Source organism: Cupriavidus phytohabitans (assembly GCF_000426345.1).
GTDB lineage: Bacteria > Pseudomonadota > Gammaproteobacteria > Burkholderiales > Burkholderiaceae > Cupriavidus.
In genome coordinates, this window is the sequence record NZ_AUFE01000047.1 from 34,994 (window position 1) to 50,399 (window position 15,406).

A 15,406-nucleotide genomic window follows, 5' to 3' on the forward strand; every position below is an offset into this window, starting at 1 on the left:
ATCTACGCGGAAAATTTCTCGACCAGGAAGTCGACGAAGACCCGCACGCGGCGCGTCACGTGCCGGGCCGACGGGTAAAGCAGCACGAACGGCCGCGTGCTGCCGCTGAATTCCTGCAAGACTTCCACCAGCGTGCCGTCGCGCAAGTCCTGTTCCACGACGAAGCGATAGGTCTGGAACAGGCCGGCGCCGGCCCGCACCAGCGTGGCCCCGCCGAGGATATCTTCGGTCGCCGCATAGCCGCCGGTGGTGACGATATCGGTGTCCTCGCCATTGACGCGGAAGGTCCACGGAATGCGCCGGCCGCTGCTGGGGCGTTCGAACTGGATGCATTCATGCCTGAGCAGGTCTTCCAGTGACCGGGGCGTGCCGGCGCGCTGCAGGTAGGCGGGCGTCGCCACGACCACCAGCTCGGCATCTTCCAGCTTGCGCGCAATCAGGTTCGAGTCGTCCGGCGCGCGGCCGCGTACCGACAGGTCATAGGTGTCATCGGCGAAATCTACGTTACGGTTGCTGATGTGCACGTCGACCTCGACTTCCGGGTATTGCGCCCGGAATGCCGGCAGGACCGGCAGCACGCGGTAGTGGGCATATGGCGTCGGCAAGCTGATCCGCAGCCGGCCCGCGGGCGCAGCGCGCCGGCCGCTGACCTGCCGCTCCGCATCCAGCAGTTGCGCCAGCGCGCCCCGGCTTTGCTCGAAATACAGCCGTCCTTCGTCGGTCAGGCGGATCTGCCGCGTGGTGCGCACGAACAGGCGGACCCCCAGCCGTTCCTCCAGCCGCTGCACGGTGCGGCTGACCGCCGGCGGCGTCACGCCGGCCGCGACCGCGGCGGCGGTGAAGCTGCCCAGTTCGGCGGCCAGGCAGAACAGCTCGATGCTGCCGAGCTGGAGGTCATCGAATTGCCTTTTCATCGGGGCGGACCAGGCGGTGGATGGGGGTGGGGGGAGCGGTGTCGCCATCATATGTGGGCCTTTGCCAGAAGTCGATGGCGGCAGGCTCCCGGGCGCTAAAGCGGCCGGGAGCCTATGTCGCGCCGCTTCGGCAACGGTGCTCCCGGCGCCATTTGTTCCGCGCGTGCATAACTGTTTGTTCCGTGGAGGTCTTCGAATGCCGCGACCGTTCCCCTAGATTTGAGCCCATCGGAGCCGTTGGCCCGATCGGCCAGAGGGCCGAGTCAACTGACATCGAGGTTACAAAATGAGTGCAGCACAGAAGGTTGTCGTCATCACTGGCGCATCGCAAGGCATCGGCGCGGAACTGGTCAAGGCATTCCGCGAGCGCGGACACCGGGTGGTCGCCACGGCCCGCAGCATCAAGCCGTCTGACGACCAGGATATCCTGGCGGTCGCCGGCGATATCGCCGATCCGTCCACCGCGCGCCGCGTCATCGCGGAAGCCGTGGCAAAGTTCGGCCGCATCGATACGCTGGTCAACAATACCGGGGTCTTCGTCGCCAAGCCATTCACCAGCTATACCGACGAGGACTACGCCACCGTCACGGCTACCAACCTGACGGGCTTCTTCCATATCACGCAACTGGCCATCGCCGAAATGGAGAAGCAGCGCAGCGGCCATGTGGTCAGCATCACGACCAGCCTGGTCGACCATGCGATCAGCGGCGTGCCGTCGGTGCTGGCCTCGCTGACCAAGGGCGGGCTGAACGCGGCGATGAAGTCGCTGGCGATCGAGTATGCGAAGACCGGAATCCGTGCCAACGCGGTATCGCCCGGCATCATCAAGTCGCCGATGCACCCGCCGGAAACGCATGAGGCGCTGGGCGCGCTGCATCCGGTGGGGCATATGGGGGAAATGCGCGATATCGTCGATGCCGTGCTGTACCTTGACCGCGCGCCGTTCGTGACGGGCGAGATCCTGCATGTCGACGGCGGCCAGAGCGCCGGGCACTGAGTCTCCGGCCCGCAAGGGGAGCGACAAAGCGATGGGGCAGATACCCTGTCGCGCCGTCTTGCGTTGGCCCACCCGTGCCAACCGTCCGGAGTGCTAGCCGTCCTGAACCAGCTTGAATGCAGTCCGGCATGCCGCAACCCATTCCCGGGCCAGCTCGCGGCGCTGTGCGGGCCCGATTGCCAACGCCTGGTCCATGCTTGCCGCAAGCTTCTCCACTGGGACGGCCCCTGGCGCGCCAGCCGCCCCCCAGGCCGCGTCGAACGCAACCTGCTTGCTGGCTTCGGGCGGTTGCGCGGGCCGCAGCAGGCCCAGCCTCGGCAACGCGAAGGCGCCTGCGACAATGCCGCCGTGCAGGCTGCTGCCGATGTAGCCCTGGCTGTGCGCGATCAGCGCGCAGATATCCCACAGGTCAAGCGAGCCAAACAGCGCGGCGGGCGTGCCGCACAACCGCGCGGCGAGGCGCCGGTAGCATGCCAGGTCGTCATGCCACGGTGCGGCGCCGGCGCGGAACAGCACCACGCCCAGGTGCCTGTCCCGGGCTATGCGATCGAGTTGGGACGCCAGCCGTGACAGGGTTTCGTCGTCGCCAAAATCAGCGCTGCACTGCACCGCCAGGTATCCGCCAGGGAAACCCGACCCGATGCGGGCGCATTCGCCATGGCCGGCGCGCCGGCGGATGCGCTCGCCGAACAGATCGGCCACCAGCACCGCCGGATCCGGCTCCAGGTGGCAATCGATGCCGTCCTCGGCAAGCACGGTCAGGGTTTGCCGGTCTCTGACGCCGACGCTGGTGGCGGTGCCAAGCTTGGCTACCACCTCGGCGCGCATGCCAGGCTCGACCGATCCAAGGTCGATGCCGCCCGCGGCGTGGACGATCACGCGCCGGAGATTGACGAACAGGTTCGCAGGCAACAGGTAGGGAACAAGGTCCGGCACGCCTAACTGGTCGCGCGCCCACGCGGTGCGCGCGTGCGGCCGGCTATCGAGCTGTGCCACCACCGCGTCGGCCCGCTCGGGCGGCAGCAGCATCACGGCCGCTTCCCACAGCGAGCAGGTCAGGATTTCGCCGCCCACGTGGATGACATCGACGGCGGCGTCGCCCACTGTGGCGGAAAGACGCGCCAGGGCGTGGACCCGATGGCCGGCATGGGGCCTCAGGTCGCGCCCGGCGAGACCTCCGTAAAGGAGGTTGGCACAGGGACCGTCCTGGCCGATCATGCGCCGCACCACATGCGCGAGCAGCAGGTCGCCGAAGTTGTGGCGGTCGAAGGCGCCGAACAGGATCGTGAAGTCCGCGGCGCCTGCCGGCTCCTGGAATCCGGGCCCCGGCATCGCATCAACGATACGCAAGCGCGCCCTGCATGTCCGCGCTGTCGAAGCCTTCCGTAAACGCAGCCCGGATGTCCGCCAGCAACTGGGTGGCGGATTGCTCCTGGCCTTGCTGCCGCCATAGCTGCGCCAGATCCAGCGCGGCCCGCAACTCCAGCGACCTGGCATGCTGGTGGCGAGCGACTTCGATCGCCTTGTGGAAACACGCTTGCGCTTCCGCCTCGCCTTCAGGTTGCCCCTCGACAGCCGAGCGTTGCCGTACCAGCTCGCCCTTGATACGGTGCCACTCCGCTTCGCAATAATGCTCCCCGGTCTGATCCACCGCGTCTTTCGCCGCTGCAAGCGCGTCCAGCCCCGCCTGCCATTGTCCCTGGCGTCCATAGGCATTGGCCAGCAGGCACTGGAAGTGGGAGTTGCCCAGGACTGCGCCCGTGGCGTGATAGGCAGCCAGCCCTTCTTGCATCAGTACGATTCCGGCCTGTTGTTGCCCCTGTTCTGTCAGCGCCCAGCCGCGAAGGAGCGTCGTCCACGCGTGCCAGAGCGGGAAGCCATGCTCGGTCGACAGCGTGATGGCGGCGTCGGCATATTCTTGCGTGAGCCGCGGCTCGCGGCGGAACTGGTGCAGTTCCGCTACCTGGCACAGGGCATGCGCCAGGCTGAAGGGATGGGATAGCTGCCGCGCCAGCGCAAGCCCGCTCTGCGCGCACTGGAGGGCCTGGTCGGGATAGCCAAGAGTCCAGAGCACGAGCGCTGAAGCCGACAGGGCGCGCACTTCCGGATCCACGCCATGGACATTCAGGTGGGTGAGATGCGGTCCCGAGCCATAGATCGCAAGGGCATCGCGCAGATGGGTACGCGCGGCGCCGAATCTCCCCGAGTAGTACGCGGTCATCCCGAGCGCCACATGCGCTTCTCCCAACTGCTCCGGATCGTTCGTCTGCCTGGCCAGCCGCAGCAGCTGCTTGCCCAGCCGGTAGGCCTTCGCATGTTCCGCGCGCAGCGAGAAATAGCTACGCAGCCCCACCAGCGTCGGAAACAGCTGTGGCGTATCGCTGCCCTGGCCGCACAGGGCCAGCGCGCGGCTGTAGGTCGCTTCCACTTCGGATGCGGCAAAGCCCCGGGCGGCGATCAGCGCCGGCCCGATGGCCAGCCGCAGCACGAGTTCCTGGTGGGCGCGTTCCGGCGTATCCGGCTGGCGGCCGAGCAACTCCAGCGCGGCATCCAGGTGGCTGATCGCCTCCTGGTAGGCAGAGCGCTGGACGGCCTGCTGTCCCGTGTACTGCAGGTATTCCACCGCCTTCGGACCGTTGCCGCTGAGGCTGTAGTGCCGGGCCAGTTCACCGTAGTGATCCTTCAACTGGTTCTGGAAGAGCGCCTCGATCGCCTGCGCCGTGCGCTGGTGCAGCGCGGTGCGTTGCTCCGTGAGCAGGCTGTTGCCGGCCACCTCCTGGGTCAGCGCGTGCTTGAACGTGTATTCGGTGTCGGGGAACGCCGGCCGCTCGTAGATGAATTCGCCCGCCTCCAGCTGGGCGAGGAGCGGACGCAACTGTTCATCCGGCTGCGCGACCACGCGCTGGATCAGGCTGAGGGAAAATTCCTTGCCGATCACGGCCAGCGTTTGCAGCAGGTCCTTCTCGGCACGGGACAGCCGGTCGATGCGGGCAGCAAGCACGCCTTGCACCGTCGTCGGGATATGCAGCGCCGTGGGTGTCTCCTCGATGCGGTAATGGCCCGGTTCGCCAAGCAGCACTTTCTCCTCGCACAGGGTTTGCACTACCTCTTCCATGAAGAAGGGATTGCCCTCGGTCTTGGCCAGGATGAGGCGCTTGAGGGCCATCAGCGCCGGGTCGTCGCCAAGGAGCGCGGTGAGCAGTTGCCCGGCCTCCGCCTGGCCCAGCGGATTCAGCCGCAGCGGCGTGTAGCAGTCCTTCCCGCTCCATCCATGCTGGTACTCCGGCCGGTAGTTCAGCAGCAGCAGGATCCTGGCGCCGGAAAGGCGCTCGACCAGGACATCGAGGAAGGCTTCGGTCTCGCTGTCCAGCCATTGCAGGTCCTCGAACAACAGCACCAGAGGTTGATTGCTGCTCTCGCGCGCCAGCAGGCTGGTGATCGCTTCGAACGTGCGCTGCCTCCGGATCAGCGCATCCATGTTCGGCAATGCCGAGCCGGGCTCGCTGATGCCCAGCAGGTGCAGCAGGTACGGCAGCACGTCTTCCAGGGTCCGGTCGAGCATCACCACGCGGCCCGCAACCTTTTCTCGGCACTTCCGTTCGTCGTCCTGGACCTCGATCTGGAAGTAGTTCTTGACCAGCTCGATCAGCGGGAGATAGGCAAAGGCCTTGCCATGAGACACCGAGAACGTCTCCAGCGTCAGGCAGCCGCCGGGCGCGCGCGCCTTGAATTCGTGGAAGAGGCGCGATTTGCCGACCCCGGCCTCGCCGACGACCGCGACGATCTGCCCGTGTCCTTCCGCGGACCGCTGCAGCGCCTGCTGCAGCGTCTCCAGTTCCATGTCCCGCCCGACGAAGCACGCGAGGCCGCGGTGCGCCGACACCTGCAGGCGCGTGCGCAGCGGCCCGATGCCGGTCAGCTCGTACACGGCCAGCGGCATCGGGATGCCCTTGACCTGCGCAACCCCAAGCGGCTTGAACGCGAAATACCCTTCGGCGAGCCGGTGTGTGGATTCGCTGACAAAGATCGATGACAGCGCGGCCATGGTCTCCATCCGCGAGGCAATGTGGATGGTGTGGCCGACCGGATCGTAGTCGGTGTGCAGGTCGTCCTTGCGGATCGAGCGCACCACCACCTCGCCGGTGTGGATGCCGACCCGGATCTGCAGCGAAATGCCTTGCTCCAGCCTGAGCCTGTCGCTGTGGCGCTGCATCGCCTTCTGCATGCGCAGCGCGGCGTAGAGCGCACGCTGGGGGTGGTCCTCGTGCGCGATCGGCGCGCCGAACAGCGCCAGGATGCCATCGCCCAGCGACTTGGCGACGTAGCCCTCGTAGTAGTGCACCGCCTCCATCATCAGGTCGATCACCGGCGTGATCAGCCGGTGGGCGTCCTCCGGGTCCAGGTCGTGGATCAGGGCGGTCGAACCGGCCATGTCCGCGAACAGGACGGTGATCGTCTTGCGCTCACCGGCGGGCTCGCCGCGGGCTTCCAGCGCCGCCTGCTCGCTGCGGATGCGCTCGGCCAGGTGGGGCGGCGTATAGGACACGGGCGAGACGGGCGAGATCGGCGAGGCCGGCGCGGAGGGCGCAGCGGGTGCCGGATCGCCGCAAGGTTCGCCGCAAGCACTGCAGAAGCGCGCCGCCGGCGCCAGGGCATGGCCGCAGCGGCGGCACTGGCGGGCGAGGGCGCTGCCGCACTGCTGGCAAAAGTTGGCCCCCGCGGGGTTATCGCATCCGCACTTTGTGCACTGCGCCATGGGGCCTCCTCGGGGACGCTTCCTTCATAGGATTAGTGCGCAAAGCCGTCCATCGCAAGAGGCGCTGCCAGGAACCTTGCCATCCGGCACGACCCGGCGGGCAGGTCAGCTTCGGAGCGCGCCGATGACGTCCAGTCTCAGTTCAGCGGGGGGCTACGAAATGTCTTCCAGATGGTCATGTTGCGACCGGATATCCTCCGGACTGAACACGATATACCCGAGGGACTTCAACAGCTGCACTGCCTCCAGTTCGGCATCCAGGTACACCGGCCGTTCCGGGCGCCGCAGGCGCCGCGTGGGCTGCAAGCGCTGCGGGGCGGCGCTGGCATGCGTGCCGGGAGCGGCCACGCTGTCCGGTTGCCGCGCGGTCAGGATGCGGCAATGCTCGACGCTGGTCTTCCAGGACACGTCGACGGCGACATTGAAACGCGCCGCGCACAGCCGCAAGCCCTTCAGCGCCTGCAGCCAGCCGATGAAGGCGTCGCGCTCCGATGGCTGGTAGCCCTTCAGCAGCGTACCGAGCTGCTCCTGGGCCGCGGGGTTGGCCGCGGCCGGGTCGTCGTCGAGCAACGCAAGCTCCAGCGCCACCTGCTGGCGCCCTTCCTGGTCGTAGATCGTGCATTGGCAGTCGAGCACGCCTTCCTGCAGCAGCTCGCACAGCAGGGCCCACACGCGAGGGTTCTTGTCGAACCTCCCGTCGAGCGTGGGATCGATCTGGCCGAGGATATCCGGAAGGGGGCGGCCGCTGTCCGCCTGCACGGCAAGCGCAAATGCCATCGCGTTGTCCGAAGGGCTGTCGCCCCGCGCCAGCCGCTGCAAGGCGGCTTCCTTGAGTTCGTGGATCTCCGCGACGGTATCGGCGGCCTGCTTCCAGGCAAATGCTTCCAGGCCGCCCGCCAGCTTGCGCGCGGGCCTGGCAAGCTGGCCTGCCAGCGTCTGGATAAAGCTGGTGCAGACGCTGCAATGACACTCCAGGCGGCCCGCGTGCAGGAAGCCGGCATAGAGGCGTTCCCGGTGCCCGCAGTGCGGGCATTCCACCGAAAAGCCACCCTGGCGCGAGGCGCGTTGCGATGCAAGCAGTCCATCGACCTGATAGTGCGCCTGGCCGTCGCAGCACGGGCAGATCCATTCCAGCTTGTGCGCACCGTCGCGCGGCGCGACCGCGCGGTCGAACTGGCGCTCGATTGCGCTGCGCGGAATGCCTTGCGAGCGTCCGAGTACGTCGGCGGAATAGTGCCAGTAGCAATACGAGTGGGCGGCGGCGGCCGCTTCCGCATCGAGGCGCTGCAAGGCAGGGATGAGATGTGTGCTGCGCCGGATCTCATCGGCCTTCGCGTCGACCAGCGCGGCCCCGCCGGGCATCACCGCTTCGAGCGCGGCACGGCTCTGCGCGAGGAAGTCCGGCACGTGGACGTGGCGGATGAAGTCTTCGTTCTCGAGCCAGAACATATGCCCGGGCAGGGATTCGAGCGCATCGACGCCGGCCCTGACCTCGGACATGCCGGGACAGGCGAGAAACGTGAACGGCTTGCTGAACAGGAATGCATCGGCCATGTTTTGTCAATGGAGTATCTCGCCCGCGGCCGCTACAGCACCGCGTGCGATGGTTGCATCCCCTTGACTCCAGCCAGGCCGGTCGCGCGGACGGCGCGCGCTTCTCGCATCAGCCCGCTTTTGGGGAATATCCCCTTGTTATTGTTCTGCTATGTCTGGTACCGCACAGATTAATCTGCCGGTTAGGACAGGATAGGCGACGGTCATGGATCCCTGCAAAGGCAATAAGCGACGCTTTCACGATAAGAAATGTGCCGCATGGTCGGTGGTGCGAAGGAGGGCATTGCGGCATTCGTGGAAAAGCGCCGGCCGCAGTGGCGGGGATAGAGAGGGCGTTTCGAGGCACGCACTGCGCGGCGTGGCTTTTTCTCCACATTGGGTGGGCGACAAGATAGGGCTAATATCGACCCCTGAGGCGGACGACCGGCAAACCGTGCCCGGCGGACGCTCTTGAGTGTTCGACGACCACGGATGCCCGTGCTCACCTTTCCAGGAGACACACCATGCCGAGCAAGAATACGATCTGTTTGTGGTACAACCGCGACGCGCTGGATGCCGCGAACTTCTATGCCGAGACCTTCCCCGACAGCGCTGTCAAGGCCGTCCATCGCGCCCCTGGCGACTATCCCGACGGCAAGGAAGGCGATGTCCTGACAGTCGAGTTCACCGTTGCCGGCATTCCCTGCATCGGCCTGAACGGCGGCCCTCATTTCAAGCACAGCGAGGCCTTCTCATTTCAGATCGCGACGGACGACCAGGCCGAGACCGACCGCTTGTGGAATGCGATTGTCGGCAATGGCGGCCAGGAAAGCGAATGCGGCTGGTGCAAGGACCGGTGGGGAGTGTCCTGGCAGATCACCCCGCGCGCGCTTACCGCGGCGTACACCGACCCCGATCGCGCGGCAGCCAAGCGCGCGTTCGACGCCATGATGACGATGCGGAAAATCGATATCGCAAAAATCGAGGCGGCCCGGCGGGGGGCGTGATGCCGGCGCCCCGCGCCCCTACGCGTGCTGTGCCTGCTGTGCCTGCTGTGACCGCCACTTCGACACACTGCAGCCAAACTCGCCGCTGAACCAGCGCGAAAACGTACTCAGTGAAGTAAATCCCAGCAGCGTCGCCACCTCCGACAGCGGCCTGTCGGGGTTCTCGATATAGCCGACCACCAGCCCCGCTCGCACCTGGTTCAGGATCTCGGAATAGCTGGTCTGCTCGCGCGCCAGGCGGCGGTGGATGGTGCGCCGGTCCACGCCGAGATGCTGGGCCACCCGGTCCACCGAGCACATGCCGGTTGGCAGCAGCACGTAGACCAGCTTGCGCACCTTGTCCGGCGCGGTGGCATTGGCCTGGGCCAGGAGGCTGCCGAGGTAACGCTTGACCTGGCCCGCCATCGCCGGATCGTAGGACGGCAGCGGGGCCTCCAGGTCGGCGGCGGCGCAGACGATGCCGTCGAAGTCCTGGTTGAACAGCGGCTCGATGCCGAACACCCGCATGCAGGTCGCCACGCTCGCGGGTGCCGGGTGGGTAAAGCAGATGCTGCGCGGGCGCCATGAGGTGCCCAGGAACAGGCTCAGCATGCGGAACATCACGCCCACGGCGAGGTCGGTGGCCTGGCGCAGCACGCCGGACTCCTCGCTCAGGACATGGAGCCGGATGATGACCAGTCCTTCGGATTCCTCCAGGCGCATGGCCAGCGATTCGTTTTGCAGGCCCATGTACCGCACCATGGACTCCAGCGCGCGACGCAGCGTGGGCTGCTCGCGCACCACGAAGGCCAGCGGCCCGAGGTTCGAGAACTGGCGCAGCTCCGCCATGCGCAGGCCGAAGTCGTCCACCTGCGCGGCGCGTGCCGAGGCATCCAGCAGCCGTCCCACCAGCGCTGCGGGGATGCGGATATCGGGATCGAGCAGCACGTCGCGGCTGATCTTGGCGGCGCGCATCTGCTGGTGCGGATCCAGGCCGACGGCGCGGGCCACTTCGACGTAGTTGGTAAGGCTGGCGCTGCGCAGATAGTAGGACATCGCGTTATCCCAGTGTCGCGAAATGCAAGCGGTCCGAAGTGCTCGCGCTCATCGCCGCACTCCCTCAGAGCCCGCAGGATGCGCGTGCCGCCGGCGCCATGCCAGCGGCGGTTCGCCGAACTGGATCGAGAACCAGCGCGTGAAGGTGCTGGCCGAGCTGTATCCCAGCAGCTCTGCCACCCGCAACATGGCGTATTGCGGGTTCTCCACATAGCGTAGCGCCAGTTCGCGCCGCACTTCATTGAGGATATCGGTGAAGGTTTCGCCGGCTTCGTCGAGCTGGCGCTGCATGGTGCGCAGGCTCAGTCCCAGCCCCTGCGCCACGCCTTCGCAGGTGGCGCGGCCCATCGGCAGCATCAGGTAGACGGCGTTGCGTACGTCCCGGCCGATGCTGGGCGCGTTGATGCGCGGCAGCGTGTCGACAAAGCGCTCGGCATAGCGCGCCATCGCCGGATCGCCGGTGGGATTGGGCGCGTCGAGGTCGGCTGCCCGGCACACGATGCCGTTGAATTCGCTGTCGAACTCCAGCGGGCAGCCGAACAGGCGCCGGTGGACGCGCTGGTCGTCGGGCGCCGGGTGCGTGAAGTTGATGCTTAATGGGCGCCAATGCGAGCCCAGCAAGGCCCGGCACAGGCGGAACACCACGCCCAGCGCCAGCTCGGTGCCCTGGCGCGAAGGCTGGTCCAGCACGATTTCCTGGCGGATGATGACCGCGCCGCCGGCCTCTTCCAGCAGGATCGACACCGATTCGTTGACCAGGTGCCGGTAGCGGATGATCGTGGCGAGCGCCGCGCGCAGCGTGGGTTGCTGGCTGATCAGCAGGCTCATCACGCCAAAGTCCGAAAGCTGCCGCGATTCCGCCATGCGCAGCCCGAAGGTCGGGCAGTCCGCGGCCTTGGCGGCGGCTTCCAGCAGGGTGGCGCAGGCGCTCACCGGAATGCGCTGGTCCGGATCCGCGAGAAGCGCCCGGCTGAGCCTGGCGGTGCGCAGCAAAGGCTGCGTATTGAGGCCAAGTTCGCTGGCCACTTCAAAGAAATTGGTCAGTGCCGCGGCACGTACCAGCGTGTCCAATGTTGTCTCCCTGCTTATGGCGGCGGGCTTGCCTGGGGCTGCCGCATGGTCTTTGCCCGGCATGATATGCGCGGTTGGCATGAAATGCAAAGCGGCTGGTGCCTATTGCAAAGCTGCCGGGGCCGCGGCGACCTACATTGCATGCATAGGCGGCACACGCTGGTGCCGCAGTGTTCCAAGGAGACAATTGCATGGCAAAGATCGTCCGCATGTATGAGACTGGCGGCCCGGAGGTATTGCGTTACGAAGACGCGCAGGTGGGAGATCCCGGTGCAGGGCAGGTGCGCATCCGCCACGTGGCGGTGGGCCTTAACTACGCCGACACCTACTTCCGCAACGGCACGTATCCGGTGCCACTGCCGTCCGGCATGGGCGTCGAAGCCGCGGGCGTGGTGCAGGCCATCGGGCCGGGGGTGACCAACGTCGCCGTGGGCGATCGCGTCACGTATACCGGCTTCATCAACACGCTGGGGGCCTACAGCACCGAGCGCCTGGTGCCGGCGGCGCCGCTGATCCGCCTGCCCGACACCATCGGCTTCGAGACCGCCGCGGCCATGACCATGCGCGGCCTGACTTCCGCCTACCTGATGCGCCGCATCCATGCATTCCAGCCCGGCGACACCATCCTGCTGCACGCGGCGGCAGGCGGCGTGGGACTGATCGTCTCGCAATGGGCCAAGCTGCTGGGCCTTACCGTGATCGGTACGGTGTCAAGCGAGGCCAAGGCCGAAGTGGCCCGCGCCCATGGCTGCGACCACATCATCAATTACAGCCATGAAGACGTGGCCAAGCGTGTGCGCGAGCTGACCGACGGTGTCGGCGTGGCGGTGGTGTTCGACAGCGTCGGCAAGAACACTTTCGCGGCGTCGCTGGATTCGCTCCGGCGCCGCGGCACCATGGTCTGCGTAGGCACTGCCTCCGGCCCGATCCCGCCGTTCGACCCGGTGCTGCTGGCGATGAAGGGGTCGCTGTTCCTGACGCGCCCGGCGCTGGCCGACTACATCTTCGATCCCGCCGAGAAGTCACAGCTGGCCGGGGAGTTGTTCGACCACGTGGGCGCTGGCCGCATCCGGATCGAGATCAACCAGCGCTACGCGCTCGAAGATGCGGTGCAGGCGCACCACGACCTGGAGTCGCGCAAGACCACCGGTTCGTCGATCTTTGTCATCTGAGGAGCCAATGCCATGCGAGTCCAACAACTCACTTGCGCGCTGGGCGCCGAACTGATCGGCGTCAACCTGGCCGATGCCGTGCGCGACGACGGCTTGTTCGCCGAGATCCGCGCGCTGCTGCTGCAGCACCGCGTGCTGTTCCTGCGTGACCAGAAGCTCAGCCGGGCCGAGCATGTTGCCTTCGCCAGCCGCTTCGGCGAACTGGAGGACCATCCGGTGGCCGGCAGCGATCCGGAGCACCCGGGCCTGGTGCGCATCTACAAGACGCCCGACCAGCCGAACGACCGCTACGAGAACGCCTGGCATTCCGACACCACGTGGCGCGAGGCGCCGCAGTTCGGTGCCGTGCTGCGCTGCGTGGAATGCCCGCCGGTCGGCGGCGACACCATGTGGGCGAACATGGCGCTGGCGTACGAACGGCTGCCCGACCACATCAAGGCAGAGATCGCCGACCTGCGCGCGCGCCACAGCATCGAAGCCAGCTTCGGCGCCGCCATGCCGATCGAGAAGCGCCTGGCGCTGAAGGCTCAGTATCCTGACGCCGAGCATCCGGTCGTGCGCACGCACCCGGACACCGGCGAGAAGGTGCTCTACGTCAACGCCTTCACCACGCATTTCACCAACTACCACACCGCCGCGCGCGTGCGCTTCGGGCAGGACGCCAATCCGGGCGCCGCCGACCTGCTGCGCTACCTGGTGAGCCAGGCCTATATCCCCGAGTACCAGGTGCGCTGGCGCTGGGCGCCCGACAGCGTGGCGATCTGGGACAACACCGCCACACAGCACTACGCGGTGATGGACTATCCGCCCTGCCACCGCAAGATGGAGCGGGCCGGCATCATCGGCACGCGGCCGTACTGAACAATTGCTTTGAGCAAACGAGCATGCAAGACAACCTGATCACCCCGGCCAAGTCGGCCTACGCCTATCCGCTGCTGGTCAAGCAGCTGCTGACCAATGCCCTGAGCCTCTACGGCGACCAGGAAATCAGCTATCGCGGCGAGATGCGCTATACCTTCCGCGACTTCCGCCACCGCATCGGCAAGCTGGCCTCGGCACTGGCCGCGCTGGACATCCGCCATGGCAGCACCGTCGCCGTGATGGACTGGGACAGCCACCGCTACCTGGAATGCTATTTCGGCGTGCCGATGATGGGGGCCACGCTGTTCACCGTGAATGTGCGGCTGTCGCCCCAGCAGATCCTCTATACGCTCAACGATGCCGCCGCCGAGATCGTGCTGGTCCATCCGGACTTCCTGCCCGTGATCGAGCAGATCCGCCCGCAGCTCACCGGCAACCCGCGCTTCGTGCTGCTGGCCGATGGCCAGGACGTGCCGAAGACCAGCGTGCCGTTCGCCGGCGAGTACGAGGCGCTGCTGGCGCAGGCGTCGGCCGACTTCGAGTTCACGGACTTCGACGAGAACACCAAGGCCGCCACCTTCTATACGACCGGCACCACCGGCGACCCGAAGGGGGTCTGCTACAGCCACCGCGAGATCGTGCTGCACACGCTGGCGTCGGCGACCAGCCTGTGCTCGCCGCGCGAAGGGCAGCGCATGCATCGCGAGGATGTCTACATGCCGATCACGCCGATGTTCCACGTGCTGGCATGGGGCATTCCGTATATCGCCGTGATGCTGGGACTGCGCACGGTGCTGCCGGGCCGCTACGTGCCCGACCAGCTGCTGAAGCTGCGCGAGACGGAGAAGGTCACGTTCTCGCACTGCGTGCCGACCATCCTGCAGATGCTGTTGCAGGCGTCTGCCGACGGCAAGCCGGACCTGTCAGGGTGGAAGATCATCATCGGTGGATCGGCGCTGCCGCCCGCGCTGTGCGAGGCGGCACTGGCGCGCGGCATCGACATCTTCGCCGGCTACGGTATGTCTGAAACCGGCCCGATCGTGTCGCTGGCGCAGCTGCCGCCAGGGCGCGCGCCGAAGGACCGCGCCGAGGAAGTCCGCATGCGCTGCTCCACCGGCCGGCCGGTGACACTGGTCGATTACCGCATCGTCAGCGAAGACATGCAGGATCTGCCGCACGACGGCAAGAGCCGCGGCGAGATCGTGCTGCGCGCGCCGTTCCTGACCAAGGCGTACTTCGGCAAGCCGGCGGCATCGGAAGAGCTGTGGGCCGGCGGCTACCTGCATACCCAGGACGTCGCGGTGATGGGCGAGGACGGCTTCGTGCAGATCGTCGACCGCATCAAGGACGTGATCAAGACCGGCGGCGAGTGGGTATCGTCGATCGAGGTGGAGAACCTGATCACCGAAGTGCCCGGCGTGCTGGAGTGCGCCGTGATCGGCGTCCCCGATGCCCGGTGGGGCGAGCGGCCGATGGCCTTCGTGGTGCGCAAGCCGGGTGTTGACGTGGATGCGGAGCAGGTCCGCGGGCATCTGCTGGGACACGTGGCGTCGCAGCGCATCAGCAAGTATGCGGTGCCCGAAGCCGACCGCATCACGTTTGTCGAGGCAATCCCGAAGACCAGCGTCGGCAAGATCAACAAGAAGCAGCTGCGGGAAGACGCAGCCTGAGAGGGAAGGTAAGGAGCTCGGCGCCAGTCCTTAGGCGGGGACTGGCGCTTTTTTTTGTGCGCCCAGCATGGGCGCACTCTTGTGGGTGCAAGTCCCACCGTAAGTTGATCACAGCGAACGAAGCGAAGCGCAACTGCGAAAGGGCGACCGATCGTGGGGAGGAAGCGTGGAGCGAAGCTGCGAGCCGAGGGACACGAACCGGATAGAAGGCGGTGCCGACCAGGACGAGCGGGCAAAAAGCCGCGAAGTTCTCGTGATCAAGGGGAGGCGGCGTAAATCCGGCGGCTGCGCAGCGAAGGAGTGCGTTCTTACCTGGGGAGATCTCGCCTCATGCCTGAAAGGGCAACGGCGTCGAGCCGGAGCGAGAAGTCAGCAGAGGTCGAAGTAGTT

At 66.6% G+C, this 15,406-nt stretch carries 11 protein-coding genes; 5 read left to right on the forward strand and 6 right to left on the reverse strand.

What is annotated here, in order from left to right:
• Positions 1-2: 2 nt before the first annotated feature.
• Entirely contained in the window at positions 3-914 is a 912-nt protein-coding gene (locus tag K309_RS0125585) for a LysR family transcriptional regulator (RefSeq protein WP_029049047.1), read from the reverse strand.
• A 286-nt stretch (positions 915-1,200) separates the two neighbouring features.
• Here K309_RS0125585 and K309_RS0125590 point away from each other — a divergent pair, with 286 nt between their 5' ends.
• A complete protein-coding gene (locus tag K309_RS0125590; protein ID WP_029049048.1) occupies positions 1,201-1,911 on the forward strand; it encodes an SDR family NAD(P)-dependent oxidoreductase in 711 nt (236 codons plus the stop codon).
• Between the two features lie 93 nt (positions 1,912-2,004).
• On the opposite strand, the gene K309_RS0125595 is transcribed toward K309_RS0125590, so the two are convergent.
• From K309_RS0125595 to K309_RS0125605, 3 genes are all read right to left on the reverse strand, one after another.
• Positions 2,005-3,261 (reverse strand): polysaccharide pyruvyl transferase family protein, encoded by a 1,257-nt coding sequence (locus tag K309_RS0125595; RefSeq protein ID WP_232232484.1) that lies wholly within the window; start codon positions 3,259-3,261, stop codon positions 2,005-2,007.
• Positions 3,248-6,667 carry an adenylate/guanylate cyclase domain-containing protein gene (locus K309_RS0125600; protein WP_029049050.1) on the reverse strand — a complete coding sequence of 1,140 codons (3,420 nt, stop codon included), beginning with the start codon at positions 6,665-6,667 and terminating at the stop codon, positions 3,248-3,250. Before K309_RS0125600 ends, K309_RS0125595 begins: the two co-directional genes overlap by 14 nt.
• A gap of 153 nt (positions 6,668-6,820) precedes the next feature.
• Positions 6,821-8,221 (reverse strand): hypothetical protein, encoded by a 1,401-nt coding sequence (locus K309_RS0125605; RefSeq protein WP_029049051.1) that lies wholly within the window; start codon positions 8,219-8,221, stop codon positions 6,821-6,823.
• Positions 8,222-8,724: 503 nt separating this feature from the next.
• On the opposite strand from K309_RS0125605, the gene K309_RS0125610 reads away from it, so the two are divergent.
• Complete coding sequence (locus K309_RS0125610) at positions 8,725-9,207, forward strand: VOC family protein (protein ID WP_029049052.1); 483 nt, start codon at positions 8,725-8,727, stop codon at positions 9,205-9,207.
• Positions 9,208-9,225: 18 nt separating this feature from the next.
• Here K309_RS0125610 and K309_RS0125615 read toward each other — a convergent pair whose 3' ends face one another.
• Positions 9,226-10,242: an AraC family transcriptional regulator gene (locus tag K309_RS0125615; protein ID WP_029049053.1), complete on the reverse strand. Its 1,017-nt coding sequence runs from the start codon at positions 10,240-10,242 to the stop codon at positions 9,226-9,228.
• 48 nt (positions 10,243-10,290) lie between these two features.
• Entirely contained in the window at positions 10,291-11,313 is a 1,023-nt protein-coding gene (locus K309_RS37435; protein WP_035878382.1) for an AraC family transcriptional regulator, read from the reverse strand.
• Positions 11,314-11,504: 191 nt separating this feature from the next.
• Here K309_RS37435 and K309_RS0125625 point away from each other — a divergent pair, with 191 nt between their 5' ends.
• The 3 genes from K309_RS0125625 to K309_RS0125635 are packed head-to-tail and all read left to right on the forward strand — an operon-like array spanning position 11,505 to position 15,016.
• On the forward strand, positions 11,505-12,485 hold the full coding sequence (locus K309_RS0125625; protein ID WP_029049054.1) for a quinone oxidoreductase family protein: 981 nt from the start codon (positions 11,505-11,507) through the stop codon (positions 12,483-12,485).
• Between the two features lie 12 nt (positions 12,486-12,497).
• On the forward strand, positions 12,498-13,346 hold the full coding sequence (locus K309_RS0125630) for a TauD/TfdA dioxygenase family protein (RefSeq protein ID WP_029049055.1): 849 nt from the start codon (positions 12,498-12,500) through the stop codon (positions 13,344-13,346).
• A gap of 23 nt (positions 13,347-13,369) precedes the next feature.
• Positions 13,370-15,016, forward strand: a complete 1,647-nt coding sequence (locus tag K309_RS0125635) for a fatty acid--CoA ligase (protein WP_029049056.1) — start codon at positions 13,370-13,372, stop codon at positions 15,014-15,016.
• Positions 15,017-15,406: the final 390 nt, after the last annotated feature.